At 37.5% G+C, this 16,367-nt stretch carries 15 protein-coding genes; 3 read left to right on the forward strand and 12 right to left on the reverse strand.

The window, feature by feature from the left end:
- Positions 1 to 109: 109 nt before the first annotated feature.
- The 5 genes from ACE1MS_RS16775 to ACE1MS_RS16795 all read right to left on the reverse strand — a co-directional run bounded on the left by ACE1MS_RS16775 (position 110) and on the right by ACE1MS_RS16795 (position 6,764).
- Positions 110 to 1,066: an acetyl-CoA carboxylase carboxyltransferase subunit alpha gene (locus ACE1MS_RS16775; RefSeq protein WP_012295624.1), complete on the reverse strand. Its 957-nt coding sequence runs from the start codon at positions 1,064 to 1,066 to the stop codon at positions 110 to 112.
- Complete coding sequence (gene accD / locus ACE1MS_RS16780; protein ID WP_012295625.1) at positions 1,059 to 1,916, reverse strand: acetyl-CoA carboxylase, carboxyltransferase subunit beta; 858 nt, start codon at positions 1,914 to 1,916, stop codon at positions 1,059 to 1,061. The genes ACE1MS_RS16775 and accD overlap by 8 nt, the downstream gene beginning before the upstream one ends.
- A 24-nt stretch (positions 1,917 to 1,940) precedes the next feature.
- The gene (locus ACE1MS_RS16785; RefSeq protein WP_012295626.1) at positions 1,941 to 2,582 is read right to left on the reverse strand and encodes a FadR/GntR family transcriptional regulator; all 642 of its coding nucleotides are present in this window, start codon (positions 2,580 to 2,582) and stop codon (positions 1,941 to 1,943) included.
- Positions 2,583 to 2,714: 132 nt separating this feature from the next.
- Positions 2,715 to 5,798, reverse strand: a complete 3,084-nt coding sequence (gene dnaE, locus ACE1MS_RS16790; protein WP_447402492.1) for a DNA polymerase III subunit alpha — start codon at positions 5,796 to 5,798, stop codon at positions 2,715 to 2,717.
- Positions 5,799 to 5,819: 21 nt separating this feature from the next.
- Complete coding sequence (locus tag ACE1MS_RS16795; RefSeq protein WP_031418623.1) at positions 5,820 to 6,764, reverse strand: DHH family phosphoesterase; 945 nt, start codon at positions 6,762 to 6,764, stop codon at positions 5,820 to 5,822.
- Between the two features lie 90 nt (positions 6,765 to 6,854).
- On the opposite strand from ACE1MS_RS16795, the gene ACE1MS_RS16800 reads away from it, so the two are divergent.
- A complete protein-coding gene (locus ACE1MS_RS16800) occupies positions 6,855 to 7,160 on the forward strand; it encodes a YtpI family protein (RefSeq protein ID WP_447402493.1) in 306 nt (101 codons plus the stop codon).
- A gap of 52 nt (positions 7,161 to 7,212) precedes the next feature.
- Here ACE1MS_RS16800 and ACE1MS_RS16805 read toward each other — a convergent pair whose 3' ends face one another.
- Both ACE1MS_RS16805 and ACE1MS_RS16810 read right to left on the reverse strand, forming a co-directional pair.
- Positions 7,213 to 8,520, reverse strand: coding sequence for a DRTGG domain-containing protein (locus ACE1MS_RS16805; protein ID WP_031418621.1), 1,308 nt, complete (start codon positions 8,518 to 8,520; stop codon positions 7,213 to 7,215).
- Positions 8,521 to 8,672: 152 nt separating this feature from the next.
- Complete coding sequence (locus ACE1MS_RS16810; protein WP_031418620.1) at positions 8,673 to 9,356, reverse strand: metal-dependent hydrolase; 684 nt, start codon at positions 9,354 to 9,356, stop codon at positions 8,673 to 8,675.
- Positions 9,357 to 9,587: 231 nt separating this feature from the next.
- Here ACE1MS_RS16810 and ACE1MS_RS16815 point away from each other — a divergent pair, with 231 nt between their 5' ends.
- Positions 9,588 to 10,676 (forward strand): M24 family metallopeptidase, encoded by a 1,089-nt coding sequence (locus ACE1MS_RS16815; RefSeq protein WP_447402494.1) that lies wholly within the window; start codon positions 9,588 to 9,590, stop codon positions 10,674 to 10,676.
- A gap of 173 nt (positions 10,677 to 10,849) precedes the next feature.
- Here ACE1MS_RS16815 and ald read toward each other — a convergent pair whose 3' ends face one another.
- The gene (ald, locus tag ACE1MS_RS16820) at positions 10,850 to 11,965 is read right to left on the reverse strand and encodes an alanine dehydrogenase (RefSeq protein WP_031418618.1); all 1,116 of its coding nucleotides are present in this window, start codon (positions 11,963 to 11,965) and stop codon (positions 10,850 to 10,852) included.
- 401 nt (positions 11,966 to 12,366) lie between these two features.
- Here ald and ACE1MS_RS16825 point away from each other — a divergent pair, with 401 nt between their 5' ends.
- The gene (locus tag ACE1MS_RS16825) at positions 12,367 to 12,816 is read left to right on the forward strand and encodes a universal stress protein (RefSeq protein WP_008176818.1); all 450 of its coding nucleotides are present in this window, start codon (positions 12,367 to 12,369) and stop codon (positions 12,814 to 12,816) included.
- 58 nt (positions 12,817 to 12,874) lie between these two features.
- Here the strand turns inward: ACE1MS_RS16825 and ACE1MS_RS16830 are convergent, their stop codons facing one another.
- The 4 genes from ACE1MS_RS16830 to sppA all read right to left on the reverse strand — a co-directional run bounded on the left by ACE1MS_RS16830 (position 12,875) and on the right by sppA (position 16,187).
- Entirely contained in the window at positions 12,875 to 13,804 is a 930-nt protein-coding gene (locus tag ACE1MS_RS16830; RefSeq protein ID WP_447402495.1) for a class I SAM-dependent methyltransferase, read from the reverse strand.
- Positions 13,805 to 13,893: 89 nt separating this feature from the next.
- Positions 13,894 to 14,397, reverse strand: coding sequence for a thiol peroxidase (gene tpx / locus ACE1MS_RS16835; protein ID WP_012295635.1), 504 nt, complete (start codon positions 14,395 to 14,397; stop codon positions 13,894 to 13,896).
- A 137-nt stretch (positions 14,398 to 14,534) separates the two neighbouring features.
- A complete protein-coding gene (locus ACE1MS_RS16840) occupies positions 14,535 to 15,161 on the reverse strand; it encodes an RDD family protein (protein WP_012295636.1) in 627 nt (208 codons plus the stop codon).
- Positions 15,162 to 15,173: 12 nt separating this feature from the next.
- Complete coding sequence (gene sppA / locus ACE1MS_RS16845; protein ID WP_012295637.1) at positions 15,174 to 16,187, reverse strand: signal peptide peptidase SppA; 1,014 nt, start codon at positions 16,185 to 16,187, stop codon at positions 15,174 to 15,176.
- Positions 16,188 to 16,367: the final 180 nt, after the last annotated feature.

Raw genomic sequence — 16,367 nt, forward strand, 5'->3', positions numbered from 1 at the left:
ATTTTTTATAGCTTTTTAATAGGTTAAGAAACAATTTTTGTCTCTTAACGAGCAAATTCATATCCCCATAATTGTTGATGCTATCAAAAGAAAGCCTTAAAAAATGGTTTTATACTTCTGTATATTGTCCGATTTTTTTGAACTTTTCATAACGATCGTTAATTAATTGTTCTCCATTTAGAGAATTTAATGCATGAAGTGTAGTGCTAATGCATTCTTTAATATAAAGTGCCTGTTTTGCTACATTGCGATGCGCACCACCAATAATCTCAGGGATGATACCATCTATAACACCAAGCTCTTTTAAATCCGGTGCTGTTATTCGCATTGCTTCAGCCGCTTGCTTAGCAAGGCTACCATCACGCCATAAAATCGACGCTGCTCCTTCTGGAGAAATAACGGAATATGTTGAGTTTTCAAGCATAAAGACACGGTTTGCTACACCTAATGCTAAGGCACCGCCACTTCCTCCTTCTCCAATCACAATACTGATGACTGGAACTGTTAAGCCTGCCATTTCAACAAGGTTTCTAGCAATTGCTTCACTTTGCCCTCGTTCTTCTGCAGCTTTACCTGGATAAGCACCTTTTGTATCGATAAAACAAATAATTGGCCGTTTGAATTTTTCTGCTTGCTTCATCAAACGTAAGGCTTTACGATACCCTTCTGGGTGAGGCATACCAAAATTACGTCGTATATTTTCTTTTGTAGATTTCCCACGTTGGTGTCCGATTATTGTTACAGGTTGCCCTTCAAAAATACCAATTCCACCAAGGATTGCAGCATCATCACCAAAAGTACGATCTCCATGCAACTCAATAAAATTCTCACATATCGCTTCAATATATTGTAAAGTAGTAGGTCTTTCTGGATGTCTTGCTACTTGCACACGATCCCACGGCTTCATATTCGCATAAATAGATTGCTCTAATTGTGATAACCGTGTTTCTAATTTCTCAATCTCACCTGTCATATCTACATCTGCTTCAGTAGCAATTGTTTTTAATTCATCAATTTTTTCTCGTAGTTGGATAACTGGTTCTTCAAAAGCTAAATTTTTAGACATGTTGCACGCCGCCTTTCGTATGCATTTTTACAAGTAATGAAACTTGTTTACGTAAATCTTTGCGAGGGAAAATGGCATCCAATTGGCCATGCTCTAATAAAAATTCGGCTGTTTGGAAATCATTCGGTAGTTTTTCTCTTACAGTTTCTTCAATGACACGACGACCAGCAAAGCCAATCAATGCTTGTGGTTCTGCAATATTTATATCACCTACAGAGGCAAAGCTTGCTGAAACCCCACCAGTTGTAGGATGCGTTAAAATAGAAATAAACAATAAGCCTTGATCACTATGACGCTTTAAAGCAACACTTGTTTTTGCCATTTGCATTAAAGATAGTACACCTTCTTGCATACGTGCACCACCACTAGCCGTAAAGATAATAAAAGGCACACCTAATTCAGTTGCTTTTTCTACTGCACGAGTAATTTTTTCGCCCACAACTGAACCCATGGAACCCATACGGAAGTGAGAATCCATAATGGCCACAACAATTTCCTCTCCGTCTAATGTACCAACACCCGTTAGCACAGCTTCATTCAAGCCCGTTTTTTCTTGGTCAGCTGAAATTTTCTCCACATATGCTGGGAAGTTTAATGGATTGCTTGTTTGTAAATGGTCATCCATCGAAACAAATGAACCTTCATCCAAGAAGTAGTCTACACGTTCTTGTGCAGTCATTTTGAAATGATGACTACATTTCGTACACACTTTATGATTTTTTTCTAGTTCTTTCGTTAATTGAATATGGCGGCATTCAGGACATTTTGTCATTAATCCTTCTGGAAATGCTTTTTCCTGTCCATCCTCTTTCTTTTTTCGGTTACCACTAAATAAGCTACGTATTGCCATGTTTGACTCCCCCTTTGTTGTTGTCTAAGTGCTTTGTACAGTACTCATCCACTGCTCATAAGCTTTTAGTGCTTCTTTTTCGTACCCTAGCTGCATCGATTTCAACATGGTTTGAATGATTATTTTTTCATCTTCTGTTGAGTTTCGATTTAAACGGTCGCCATCGTAAGCTGCCAACTGAAACCAGATTTTTAATGATAAACGATTGCCTGTTGTGATTAGAAGTTCTCGCAATATATCACGACAATTAATCATACCTTCTAATTCTAGTTTCACAAAAAAACTATCCCACACAGGTAGTGTGCGAAGAATCTCTGTACAACTTATTACGCGAATAGCTTCCTTTTCATGAATTTGTCGCGTAAATTCGACATCTTTTTTCGATTTTTCATCTTCTAATATAAACATCGACAGTATTTCTACAAGCTGATGCTTATGTGTGGAAGCAAGAAAAGTACCACCACCATGCCTCGTTTCAATAAGACCTAGTAATTCTAGACTTCGCAATGCCTCTCTGACAGAGGATCGCCCGACACCTAGACGCTCCGATAAGACTCGTTCGGAGGGAAGCTTTTCACCTGCTTGTATTTTTTCCATTTTAATGAGTTGACGTAGTTGTTGGACGATTTCTAAAAACACTTTTTTTTGTTCGGTTTTTTTATCCATACGACTAACTCCCCTTATCAGAAAAGTGGTCTGACCACTTTTTAACGTTGACTCTAGCTTACAGAATAACTGTTAAAAAGTAAAGAAAAAACTGCATAAAATTCAATGCAGTTTCTTAATTCTTGTTTCATTTCATATCTTTTTCGTCGCTTGCGCATGTTTTACTTTAATTTGCGGTTTTCCAAAACGTCTTTCTAGATTCCCTTCTACAACCAGAATTTCATCTTCTACTAAAAAATCTTGAACGAATTGAAAAACTTGTGGAAATAATGTAGCAGAAACAGATCCATGCTCATCCTGTAACTGGACAAAGGCCATCTGCTCCCCTTTTTTGGTACGAATTTTTTTTACTTCTTCCATGACACCAATCATTTTCACATACGTACCATCTCGCATTTGCTTTAACTCACGACTTGTACAATTCACATCAGCCCAATATGGTCTTTCTTGCGTAACCGGATGGGCAGAAATGTAAAAGCCTAAACTTTCCTTCTCATGTATCAATTTTTCCTTTTGTGGCATATCATCAACTTGCATATATTTTGGCTTTCCAAAGTTAAATTCTGTAGCAGTTGATATATCAATATCCTCATTTGGCCGTAGTAGTTCAGCGTGTTTTAAGGCAGCATCTATTGTCATGATTAGTACTGCACGGTCCTTTTCTAGAAAATCTAGGGCTCCAGCATAAATTAATGATTCTATTACTTTCGGTTTAAAATGCTGTGCACTTAATGCCACAGCTAAATCAAAAAGGTTATATAATGCCTGAGGGTTCGTTTGGCGCAATGTATTGATACTTTCAATAAAAGTATGAGGGACGCCTTTAATCCCTGCTAAACTATAACGGATCCCCTCCTGCTCAACCGTAAAATATTTTGTACTGTCCTTTAATGAAGGTGGATAAAACGGGATACCTTTGTCTTTGGCCTCTTGTACTAGCTGTTGAATTTTATCTACATTTCCCGTTGCATTAGATAATAATGCAGCATAAAAGCTTTGAGGGAAATGTGCCTTTAAATAAGCCATTTGATAAGAAATAATACTATAAGCTACAGCATGACTTTTAGGAAATCCGTAATCAGCAAAGCGGACAATTAATTCATACACCTCTGTCGCCACATGCTGATCATAGCCTTGTTTTAATGCCCCTTGTACAAAGGTAACCTGTTGCTCCTCCAGGACTTGACGATTTTTTTTGCTAACGGCACGGCGAAGTAAATCTGCTTGACCCATTGAAAATCCTGCTAGCACAGAGGCAATCTTGATAATCTGCTCTTGATAGACAATAACACCAAAAGTCTCTTGTAGAATTGGCTCTAACACAGGGTGAGGCATAACCACTAATTCTTTACCGGCTTTTCGTCTAGCATAGACAGGTATAAATTCCATTGGACCCGGACGATAAAGTGCGTTCACAGCCACAATATCTAAAAATTGTGTAGGATGAATGTCTCGTAATGCTTGTTTCATTCCTTCCGATTCTAATTGGAAAATACCTGATGTATCACCACTTTGCAATAATTGAAAAGTTTTTTCATCATGCATAGGAATTCGTTCAAAATCAATCCAAGGTCCACCCGCTTTATAAATGGACCAACGAATTTGCTCTAAAATAGTTAGATTGCGTAAACCTAAAAAATCCATTTTGACAAGCCCACTCGCCTCTACATCACCCATCGGCCATTGTGTGCAATATATGCCTTCATGTCCATCCTCAATAGGGACTGTATTGACTAAGGAGGAAGGAGCAATAACGATGCCTGCCGCATGGGTAGAGGAATTTCTAGGCAGACCTTCTAATTTTTGCGCTACTTCGAACCAACGCTGATGCTGGTGATCCTCAGAGAGCCACTCCTGTAAATCATATGATTCTTCTAAAGCCTTTTGCAATGTAATCCCCGGTTTATTCGGAATCATTTTTGAAATTTTCTCTAATACCTCTGCACCAAAACCAAATACTCTTGCGACATCTCGAGCCACTGCTTTGGCAGACAATGTACCGAATGTAATGATTTGGGCGACATTGCCTTTACCATATTTTTGTGCAACGTACTGAATCACTTGATGTCGTTTACTATCGACAAAATCAATATCAATATCAGGTAAGGATATCCGTTCAGGGTTTAAAAATCGTTCAAATAATAAACCATAGGCGAGTGGATCTACTTGCGTAATAGCTAGACTATAGGCAACTAGTGACCCAGCGGAGGAACCACGACCTGGTCCAGTTAAAATGCGATTGTCTTTGGCAAAGCGCATAAAATCAGCTACAACTAAAAAATAATCAGCGAAGCCCATTGAACATATTATTTCAAGCTCATATTGTAGTCTTTCTCGGTAACCATACGGAATGTCCAGCTGGTTAAATCGTTCCTCTAATCCAGAAAATGCTTCTTTAACAAGTAAACTCTCAGCTGTTTCACCTACTGGCACAGGAAATTTAGGCATTTGTACAGACATTTCAGGAATGATAGCACGACAGCTAGCAAGCATTTGTCCACAGGTCTCAAGCCATTCTGGTCGATCAGTAAACCAACTTTGCCACTCTTGTGCTGTTGGTGCAAAATAACCCTGTAATTTAGCTGTTAGCATCGTATCTCCAAGCTTGTCTCCCGTATCGATTGCTCTTGCTACTTCGTATGCAAAATGATCTTCAGGTCGTAAAAAATAACAGCTCTGAACAGCTACAAGTGGAATCCTCTGTCCCTCACACCACTCTACAAGCTCATTCTCATTAGCTAGCGCCACCCCTCCAGGTCTGGTAATTCCCATATAAAAGTGATGCTGAAAGAGATGAGCTAAGGCAGATACTACTCCATGCCAATCTTTTAATTCGGCTAAATCATCGGATGAAAGCAATGCCAAGCAGCCTGCTGCATAGCCCTCTAGCCATTTCCAAGGTAGCACTCCGTCTTCCCTAATTGAAGCCGCACTGCTAATTTTCAATAACTGTTGATAGCCCTCCTGAGACTGTGCATACAGTACAAGAGGAAGCGTTGTGTCATGCCATTGCACATTAACAGAAAGCCCCATGACGGCATGTATTTTTGCTTGCTGCATGGCTTTACAAAAAGGCAAAAGCCCGTACAATTTCGTATTTACGATTGCACAGGCCTGCGTCTTTTGTTCTAGTAAAAAAGGAATCAATTGCTCAAGCCGAATTGTGCTTTTCAATAAATCCGCGCTCGTATGCATCTTTGTGTATACATGTGTCAAATGAATCCCTTCCTTTTCTTTTTAATGATACGCTTTACAAATCTCTTGTAATCTTGTGATGACGTTATCTGCTTCTTTCCATGAATAAGCCGTAGCTCCAGAAGCCAGCGGATGTCCACCACCATTAAACTCTTTTGCTAATGTATTAATAATAGGACCCTTCGAACGTAAACGTACACGAATTTGATCTACCTCTTCAATGAATACAACCCACGAGCAAATCCCCTTAACACTACCTAGGCAACCTACTAGCAGTGATGCTTCTGACGGTACAATATCATGTTCTGCTAATAATTCTTTTGTTAGCTTCACATGAGCTGCTCCATATTCATCCATTTTAAAGTTTTGATAAATATAACCTTGTAAATTAAGCAGTTTTTGCTCCATTTCATACATACCATCAAAAATTTGATTTCGATCAAAATCATATGTAATCAGGTCTGCAGCCACTTTAAATGTTTTAGCCGTAGTACTTGGGAATTGGAATCTACCTGTATCTCCTACAATTCCAGCAAATAATAATCGTGCAGCAGTATCAGACATTTGCCAGTTAGCCACTTCCTTACCTTCCTCATACAGTTCGTAAATCATTTCACTGCAAGAACTTGCTGTCGTATCGACCCATAAAAGGTCACCATAGGCATCATCATTAGGGTGATGATCAATTTTAATAATCATTTTCCCCTTAGTATAGCGTGGATCGTCAACACGTTCGGTATTGGCCGTGTCAGTCACAATTACTAAAGCATGATCATAAACATCATCAGCTACTTGATCAGGCTGTGCCATAAATGTTAAGGAAGTATCATGCTCACCTACAGCAAAAACCTTTTTATCTGGATAATTTGTTAAAATCAATTCTTTCAATCCTTGTTGTGAGCCATAAGCATCTGGATCTGGTCGTACATGACGATGAATAATGATTGTTTCATAGGCAGCAATTGTGTCGATGATTTGTCTTTTCACAATAAATTCCTCCAAAATGATAGTAAGAACCGTTAGCATTTTTCCAGAATTATCGTTACAATAATGTCTAGTTATGCTAGGAGGTTTACTATGCTCAATTTAATATTTGTGTTTGCGATAATTATATCTTTTGTCTTTTATTTTTATTTTAAAACAAAACAGTTCCGTTCATCATTACCAATCGCTAAAAATTGGTATAAAAGTAAGGCGAATATCGGCTTCGGTTCCTTCCTACTGTTTTTCGGATTTAATCAAGCCTATTTATTCCCTAGCTTATATACATTTGTAATTGTAGCAATTCTTGTCGTGCTAGGCATCTTTGTCGTAGTAGAAAATACGAAACAAGCGCGTCATTATGGTCAATTTGTTGAAGAAGAATTCCGCATTAATCGATAATATGTAACAAAGGGATGACCAAGCAATTGCGCTAGGCCATCCCTTTTAATACTTAACGTTCTAAAAGCTGGAACATCATCATTGCCTTACCAACAAGTATTTGTTGATTATACACTTCAAAATCCATTTTCACAAACTTACGACTCATGTCTAAAATTCGTGGCTTGACTGTAAGTGTACTTTCCATCTGTACCGGTTTAATAAAATAAATGGTCATATTCTCAGCTACTGCATCCCCTCGTTTGCGACGCTTTAATGCAAATGAACCCACTTCAGCAAGTAGAGTGGTGAAAGCACCGTAAGAAATTGCCCCGTATTGATTTGTCATTTGAGGTGTAACTTTAAATTCCACGACCAGCTCATCATCACCAAGTACCTTCATCTCATTTTTCACTAAATCATCTATAGTTTCACCATGCTGTGGCTGCCTTTGAGCTAGCTGCAATGCTTTAAGCACGTCCTGACGACTAATGACACCCTGTAAAATGTTGTCGTCATCTACGATAGGTAACAGATCAATCCCTTCCCAAATCATACGATGCCCAGCTGAAGCAACACTCATTTTCATGGAACCAGCAATTGGATTCTTCGTCATAACCTTTTCAACTAACTCATTTTCTTCTCGACCAATAACGTCTTTTACAGTAATCATTCCGACAAGTTTATTTTGATGAGTGACAACTGGAAATGCACCATGTGTGGTGCGTTCATTTAACTTCTGGAAATGACGGATGGTCTCATCATTTTTTAACGCTGCTGTGTCAGTCATTGGAACATAAATATCTTCAATAAATAAAATATCCTTTTTGATGAGCTGATCATAAATAGCTCGGTTAATCATCGTTGCTACAGTAAACGTATCATAGCTAGTTGAAATTATAGGTAAATCTAATGAATCAGCCAGTTGTTTATTGGCATCTGTTGTATCAAAACCCCCTGTAATTAAAACAGCAGCACCTGCTCGAAGTGCATTTTCATGGGCTTTAAAACGATTCCCTACAATCAATAAGCTACCCGCATCTGTATACCGCATCATATCTTCTAATTGCATTGCCCCTATAACAAATTTCGTTAACGTTTTATGTAGACCTGATTTTCCACCTAAAACTTGACCATCTACGATGTTGACAATTTCTGCAAAAGTTAAACGTTCAATGTTTTCTTTCTTTTTCTTTTCAATACGAATTGTTCCAACACGTTCAATTGAACTTACTAAGCGACGGTTTTCTGCTTCTTTTATAGCACGATATGCAGTCCCTTCACTCACTTGCATTTCTTTCGCAATTTGACGTACTGAAATTTTATCGCCCACAGGTAGTGACTCGATGTATTGTAAAATTTTCTCATGTTTTGTAGACAAAATATCACCTATTTCCTAAGCTTCAATTCTGCTCTTAGTGTACCATATTTTTTATAAAAATATTTAATATAAAGTGATCAAATTGTTTAAAAAACCCTATCATTCCAACTACCAGCGTGGTGTCAATTCATATAGTACAGCATAATCAACGATTAGAAACAGTTTACTTTCTCACCAGCTTTTAAAATTTGAACCTCTGAGTTTTGTACTAAATCAGCAAAAATCTGTGGATCTTGCTCGATAGGTGGGAATGTATTGTAATGAATAGGTACAACTATTTTAGGCTGTAAGAATGAAACTGCGCATGCAGCGTCTTCTGGACCCATTGTAAAATTATCACCAATTGGTAGGAATGCTATATCTATTGGATGTCGCTCCCCAATTAATTTCATATCACTAAATAGAGCTGTGTCACCTGCATGATAAATCGTTAGCCCTTCAACAAATAGTAATATCCCAGCTGGCATTCCCATATAAATAATTTCTTTTGTATCTGTTACATAAGAAGAGCCATGGAAAGCCTGCGTAAACTTTACCTTCCCAAAATCGAATTCCTTAGCCCCTCCAATATGCATTGGGTGTGTTTTAACTCCTTGCCAGGAAATCCAATTGGCTAATTCATTTGGAGCAATGACTAGCGCATCTTTTTTCTTCGCTAGTTCTATGGTGTCTCCAACATGATCATTATGACCATGTGTTAATAAAATAATATCTGGTGCTTCTTCAGCAACCTTTAAATCTGTTTGTCCATTACCGTTAATAAAAGGATCAATTAAAATTGTTTTCCCATTTGTTTGAATTTTGACAATTGAATGTCCATGATAGCTTATTTCCATCTTAATGTCCTCCTCGTTTATAAATGACAACCCCTCCATTTTAATTCGCTACCCATGCGCTTTTTTCCTTTTTTTGATATGCTTGTACAGAGAATAATCGTATCACTCTCTAACAATTTTATACTTTGTTAGATCACAATTATTCAGTGATAAAAAGGAACAGCCCTTTTCTTTAGAAAGTCGAAGGTTCCTCATTAAAATTTTCCATGTACTAAAAAGGAGGACATATTTATGTCAAAGGTTGAAGAAATCCAAAGTTATTTACAGCAAAATCACATTGATGCAGCATTTATCACTACACCTGACAATGTTTTTTACGTTTCAGGCTTTAAAAGTAATCCACATGAGAGATTACTAGGTGTCATGATTTTTAAAGATGCTGAACCTTTTCTAATTTGTCCGCAAATGGAGATTCCAGATGCAAAAGCGGCTGGTTGGTCTTATGAGGTTATTGGTCACCAAGATACTGACAATTCGATGGAAGTGCTTGCACAAGCCATTACATCACGTGAAATTAAACCAACTACGTTTGCCATTGAAAAAGCACAGCTCATTGTGGAACGCTTAGAGGCACTACAGCAATCCTTCCCACAAGCAAATTTTGTACGTTTAGACGAAAAAATTAATGCAATGCGCGTAATTAAGGATGAAAGTGAATTAGACAAATTACGCAAAGCTGCGGAGTTAGCTGATTATGCTATTGAAATCGGTTGCAAGGAAATTGCTGAAGGTAAAACAGAAATGGAAATTTTAACAGCCATTGAAAATGCTATTCAAGATAAAGGCTGTAAAATGTCCTTTGAAACAATGGTACTAAGTGGACCAAAAACAGCCTCTCCTCATGGTCATCCAGGCGCACGTAAAATAGAAAAAGGGGATATGGTGCTATTTGACCTTGGTGTCATTTATGATGGCTATTGCTCTGATATTACGCGTACAGTTGCCTTTGGTGAGCCAAGTGAAGCACAAAAAGAAATATATCACGCTGTGTTAGCGGCCAACCAAAATGCTGTTTCAGCTGTGAAGCCTGGTGTTCGTGCCATGGACTTAGATAAAATTGCACGCGATACGATTACAGAAGCAGGTTTCGGAGAGTATTTCACACATCGTCTTGGACATGGTCTCGGCATCTCTGTACATGAATTCCCATCCGTTACAGGAACAAATGATATGACAATGGAAGAAGGCATGGTCTTTACGATTGAGCCTGGTATTTATAAATCAGATGTAACAGGTGTACGTATTGAGGATGATGTTGTTGTAACAAAAGATGGTGTGGAAGTACTAACAAAATTCCCGAAAGATTTAATCATTCTATAATATAAAAAAGGAAGCATCGAATTTGTCTTCCTACAGACTGTAGACAAACACAAAATTTTTGAGAGCTTGCCTATAAAAGCGTCGTTGATCTTTACTTGGGAAATGTTTGTAAGAAAAATAACAAAATCCTTCGAGAGTGAATTTCTCGAAGGATTTTTCATTTTTACAGGAAATTATTGAATAAGCTCATCCACATTGACATATGGAATTCCTTGTGAATCTGCTACAGCTTTATATACTAGTTGTCCATCTAATGTATTCACACCTTTTTTTAGTGCAGCATTGTCTAGGCAAGCTTGTTTATAGCCTTTATTTGCAATTTGAAGTGCGTAAGGAATTGTATTATTTGTTAAAGCAATTGTTGATGTACGTGGTACAGCTCCCGGCATATTCGCAACTGCATAATGGACAACGCCGTGTTTTACGTAAGTTGGATCATCATGTGTTGTGACACGATCTGAAGAAGCAAAAATACCACCTTGGTCAATAGCGATATCCACTACTACAGAGCCAGCTTGCATTGATTGAATCATTTCTTCAGACACAAGCTTCGGTGCTTTTGCGCCTGGAATTAACACGGCACCAATTACTAAATCAGAAGTTTTCACAGATTCTGCAATATTATAAGGATTAGAAATCAAAGTTTGAACATCACGGCCAAACATATCTTCTAATTGGCGTAAACGCTCAGGACTTAAATCGATAACTGTTACGTCTGCTCCCATGCCAACAGCGATTTTCGCAGCGTTCGTTCCCGCGATACCACCACCGATGACTGTCACTTTACCGCGTTGTACACCTGATACACCGCCAAGTAAAATCCCTTTACCAGCATGATTTCTCTCTAAGAACTGTGCACCAATTTGTGTAGCCATTTTACCTGCTACTTCACTCATTGGTGTTAATAACGGTAGTGAACCATTTGCTAATTGAACGGTTTCGTAGGCAATCCCTACAACTTTTTTATTTAAAAGTGCCTGAGTCAATTCAACTTCTGGCGCTAAGTGTAAGTAAGTGAATAGGATTTGACCTTCATAAAAGTAATTATACTCAGAAGCTACAGGCTCTTTCACCTTCATAATCATCTCTTGTGACCAAGCTTCCTTAGCAGTATTCACAATATGAGCACCAGCTGCAATATAATCAGCATCCGTAAAGCTTGATCCTAAGCCTGCTCCAGTTTCAATGTACACCTCATGGCCTGCATGTGTTAAAGTAACAACTCCTGCTGGTGTCATCGCTACACGATTTTCATTGTTTTTAATTTCCTTTGGAATACCAATTTTCATAGTTCCCTATCCCCTTCCATTACGTAAAAAATCAGCATCATTTATGTAATTAAAAATAGATGCACCCCTTGCAATTCCATATTACCAAACAAATAAAAAAAAAGCTTTAATTAAAGTAAATACAAATAAAATTTCTAACATTTCCAAAATACAAAATATTTAAACGGTAATTCCAGCTAATAAATTACTATATTTAAAAAATAAAAAGGAAGCTTATAACAATAGGAACTAGCCATTCCGAAAGCCAAAAATACGTTTGCACGCTGCAAATAGTGGGAATGAAGTAATTATATTTTCTTCATGAAATGCCTTCACTTTTTCATAATTTTTCTTCCGGAAAGTATTTCCTTTAGAAAATCATTTGGTATAATCAACATATACAAATCAGGGAGGTTTTTCAAATGGCTAATCATTATAAAAGCATTGTGGTTGCAGTAGACGGTTCTAAGGAAGCTGAATACGCCTTTCGTAAATCAATTGACGTGGCGAAGCGTAATGAAGGTTCGGTATTAAATTTAGTAAATGTTATTGATACACGTTCATTCGCTGCAATCGAAGCATACGACCGTTCTATTGCAGAACGTGCACAAGCATTCTCTGAAGAACTATTAAATGGTTACAAAAAGCAAGCTGAAGATGAAGGTATCGCAAACGTTAACCTAATCATCGAATATGGTTCTCCAAAAAATATTATTACTAAAGAGCTTTCTAAAATCGTAGACGCAGATCTAATCATTTGTGGTGCCACAGGTCTAAATGCAGTAGAACGTTTCCTAATTGGTTCAGTATCTGAAGCAATTGTACGTTCAGCTAATTGTGACGTTCTTGTAATCCGCACACCTGAAAACTAATCAGCAATACATAAAAAGGTATCCTACAGTAGGATACCTTTTTGAATTCTATGAGCAATTATTTGCCTTCTTTCCACATTTTCACTTTTTCAAAGAATAAGGCAAGTGCTTGTTTATTTTGCATATTTGGTACCTTTGCTAAAAGCACTTCTTTAGGTGATTGACATTCCTTCGATTGCTTTTGCAAAATGACAATGCTCTTTTCTAATGATTTATTAGCAAACATGGAATCAGGTAGCTGAATAATTGCTTGAATCCAAGCGTGCTTTTGAATGTACTTGTGAAGTTGCTTAGACTGCTCTGAATCAAACAGATGTGATGGCGCAAGGAAAAATAAGTAGCCACCATCCTTTGTATAATTCATAGATTGCTCCATAAATAAATGGTGGGCATAGCTCATTCCCTCTGACGAGCACAATTCATACTCAAGGGCAATTTCTTCATTTGGATAATAACCAACAGGTAAATCACAAACAACTGCATCAACTGGATTTGCTAGTAAATCTTGCAAGGCATCCTGTCGATATAAAGAAATTGGCTGCTCTGTTAAATCAGCTGTAGCTGCCGCTAAACGTATAAGTAGCTCATCTACTTCTACACCTGTAGCCTCGACTTTTCCATCTAATAAATTCATAACTGTTAGCAATAAATTTCCCGTACCTACTGCTGGATCCATAATCGATATTTTTTCTTGCTCAAGACGTTCAGCAAAGATTTGCTCAACAAAATAGCCCACTAATAACCCTAACGTATCAGGTGTCATTTGATGGTTTGGTTGAGAGCTTTTACGCATTCCTTTTAGAATGGCAATTTGTATAGCCTTGCGAATATCCTCTTTCGTTGCATCTTTTTGTGAGAAATCAACCTCGCCATCAAGCCATGCCTCTAGCCCATCTAGCAACCCCTCTAACAAAGTTGTATTGTGCTCTTTTTCGATTTTTTCAGCATGCTCATTTAACATACCAAATAATTTCTCGATATTTTCCATAGATAACTTCCTTTCAAGCAGAAAAGAGCCGTGACAAACACTCGTCACAGCCCCTTTGTCTAGTATTATCTTAGCCTAAAAGCAGGCCATTATGCTAGTGCTTTGACAGCTGCAATAGCCGCTTCATAGTTTGGATGATCTGTTGCCTCAGGTACATACTCAACATATGTTACTTTATTGTTTTCATCCACAACAAACACAGCACGTGTCAGAAGACGTAATTCTTGAATATACACGCCATAAGCCTCACCAAATGAAAGGTCGCGGTGATCAGAAACCGTTTGAACCGCATCAATACCTGCTGCCCCACACCAACGTTTTTGAGCGAATGGAAGATCTACAGATACTGTGTAAATCACTACATTATCACCTAAGTTAGCTGCTTCTTCATTGAAACGACGTGTTTGAGCATCACATACACCAGTATCTAATGATGGTACAACACTAAATAAACGAATTTTCCCCTCTGAATCTTTTAATGTTACAGGTGAAAGGTCATTCGCTAATACTGTAAAAGCTGGTGCTAAATCGCCCACCTTTACTTCATTACCTACTAGTGTCACTGGACCATTTTTAAATGTTACTTGTGCCATATAAACGCCTCCTAATCATCATATGTACATAATATTACTAAATGAAGGGAATTAATTGCAACTAAGATAGCTTACTTTATTCAAAGTGTTAGCTAGCAATAGAAAAGACTGTCTCATCGTTTGAGACAGTCTCTTGTTTATTGTTCATTTTTTTCTTCTAGTTTTTCTAGCTCAGGTTTTCCCTCTTGTTCAATAGAAGCTATCTTTTCATCTTTTTTCTCTATAGAAAGTGGCACTAAATTCTTTTCAATATAGACTTTCTCATGCACCACTGTTGTATCGGCGAAATAGTCATGCAGCCCTTGATTGTCTGGTAAAATAACTACCAAAATATAAAGAGGCATCACAATATTATTAATAATACGCCCAATCCATTCACGGAATAATACATCTGACCAAGTAAGGTTACCATGCTTTAATGAAATGACACGTAATCCAAATACCATCTTCCCTAGCGTTTGACCAAAGAATTTTGTCATAAGGACAAAATAACTATAATAAAGAACCGCTGAAATAATGGAGATTGGAGCATACCAAACTGATTCTGATAAGGACCAATCCATTAAATAAAAGATAGGATTAAAGAGTATTCCAACTACAGCAGACACAATAAACCCATCCAATAAAAATGCCCACAATCGAATCCAAAAGCCTGCTGTTTTTAATGTGTAGTTTTTTTGCCTTGCTAAATCTTCCGTGCCATTGTTAAAAAAGTTATTTTCCATTGAGGGTGAACCTTGCATAACAACTTCATTGTTTGTCATTGAACTCCCTCCTTAGTATTCCCCGTATAAATACATCATTTTAGGTGCATTGTAATCTGTCATAATTTTCATTAGCATTTTTTCCTCTGCTGAAGGACCGAACATGGAGCCAATTTTCATCCCAACATATGATTGCCATCCGCCCATATCATAAGCATATTCAAATAATACAGCATCTTCTAGTCCAAAATCGGCGCGTAAGGCTGCAATGGCAGCTTCTTCGTCGCCAATTTCATCGACTAAACCAGCTTCAAGTGCTTTTGTACCACCAAGAATACGGCCATCCGCCACTTTCTTCACATCGGCTTCTGACATATTACGTCCTTGTTCAACGATATCCACAAATTCTTCATATGTTTCATTGATCATATCCTGCATCATTGCACGTTCCTCTGGTGTCACATCACGCATTGGACTTAGCATATCCTTATGCTCACCAGATTTAAACGTTTCGAATTTGACACCGACTTTTTCAGCCAATGCTTGATAATTAATAGATTGCATGATAACACCAATTGAGCCTGTTATTGTATCACGATGTGCAAATATTTTGTCTGCTGGAGCTGAAATATAATAACCACCAGATGCTGCCATTGAATCCATTGATACATAAATTGGAATTTGTCTTTCTTCTTTAATTTTTAACAGCTTTTTATAAATTTCAGCAGATTCTTTTACCCCTCCACCAGGAGAGTTAACACTTAAAACAATTCCTTCAATCGTATCATCGTACAAAATACTATCCAATTGTTCTAGGAAAAATTGATGATCATATGCAACAGGCTGCCATAGTGAACTTGAGCCAATATCTTGGATCGTGCCATCCACCTTTAAATAGGCAATCCTTTTATCAAAATTATCCCCTTCGATTACATTTTCATATACATCTAAGTTATTTCCTGCCATTAAACTATCAAAATTACCTAGGAAATCTGCTTTAAATAGCGCAAAAATGGTATTAATCCCCAATGAAAACAGTAAAAGAACACCTGCTACTATTAATGCAACCCACCTTTTAACATTCATCTCTTTCCGCCTCCTTATGACGTAATACGTATGACTTGCTCATTAGTTTCATTTTTTTGCAATAATATGCAATTAGTTTTATTCTATTTATTTCCTCATAATACCTTACCTAAAATTACAAAAAAAATCAAAGTTCATTTCTTTGATGAACTCTGATTTTCGACATTATTTCCTAGGAAA

The sequence above is a fragment of the Lysinibacillus sp. fkY74-1 genome, from assembly GCF_053165895.1.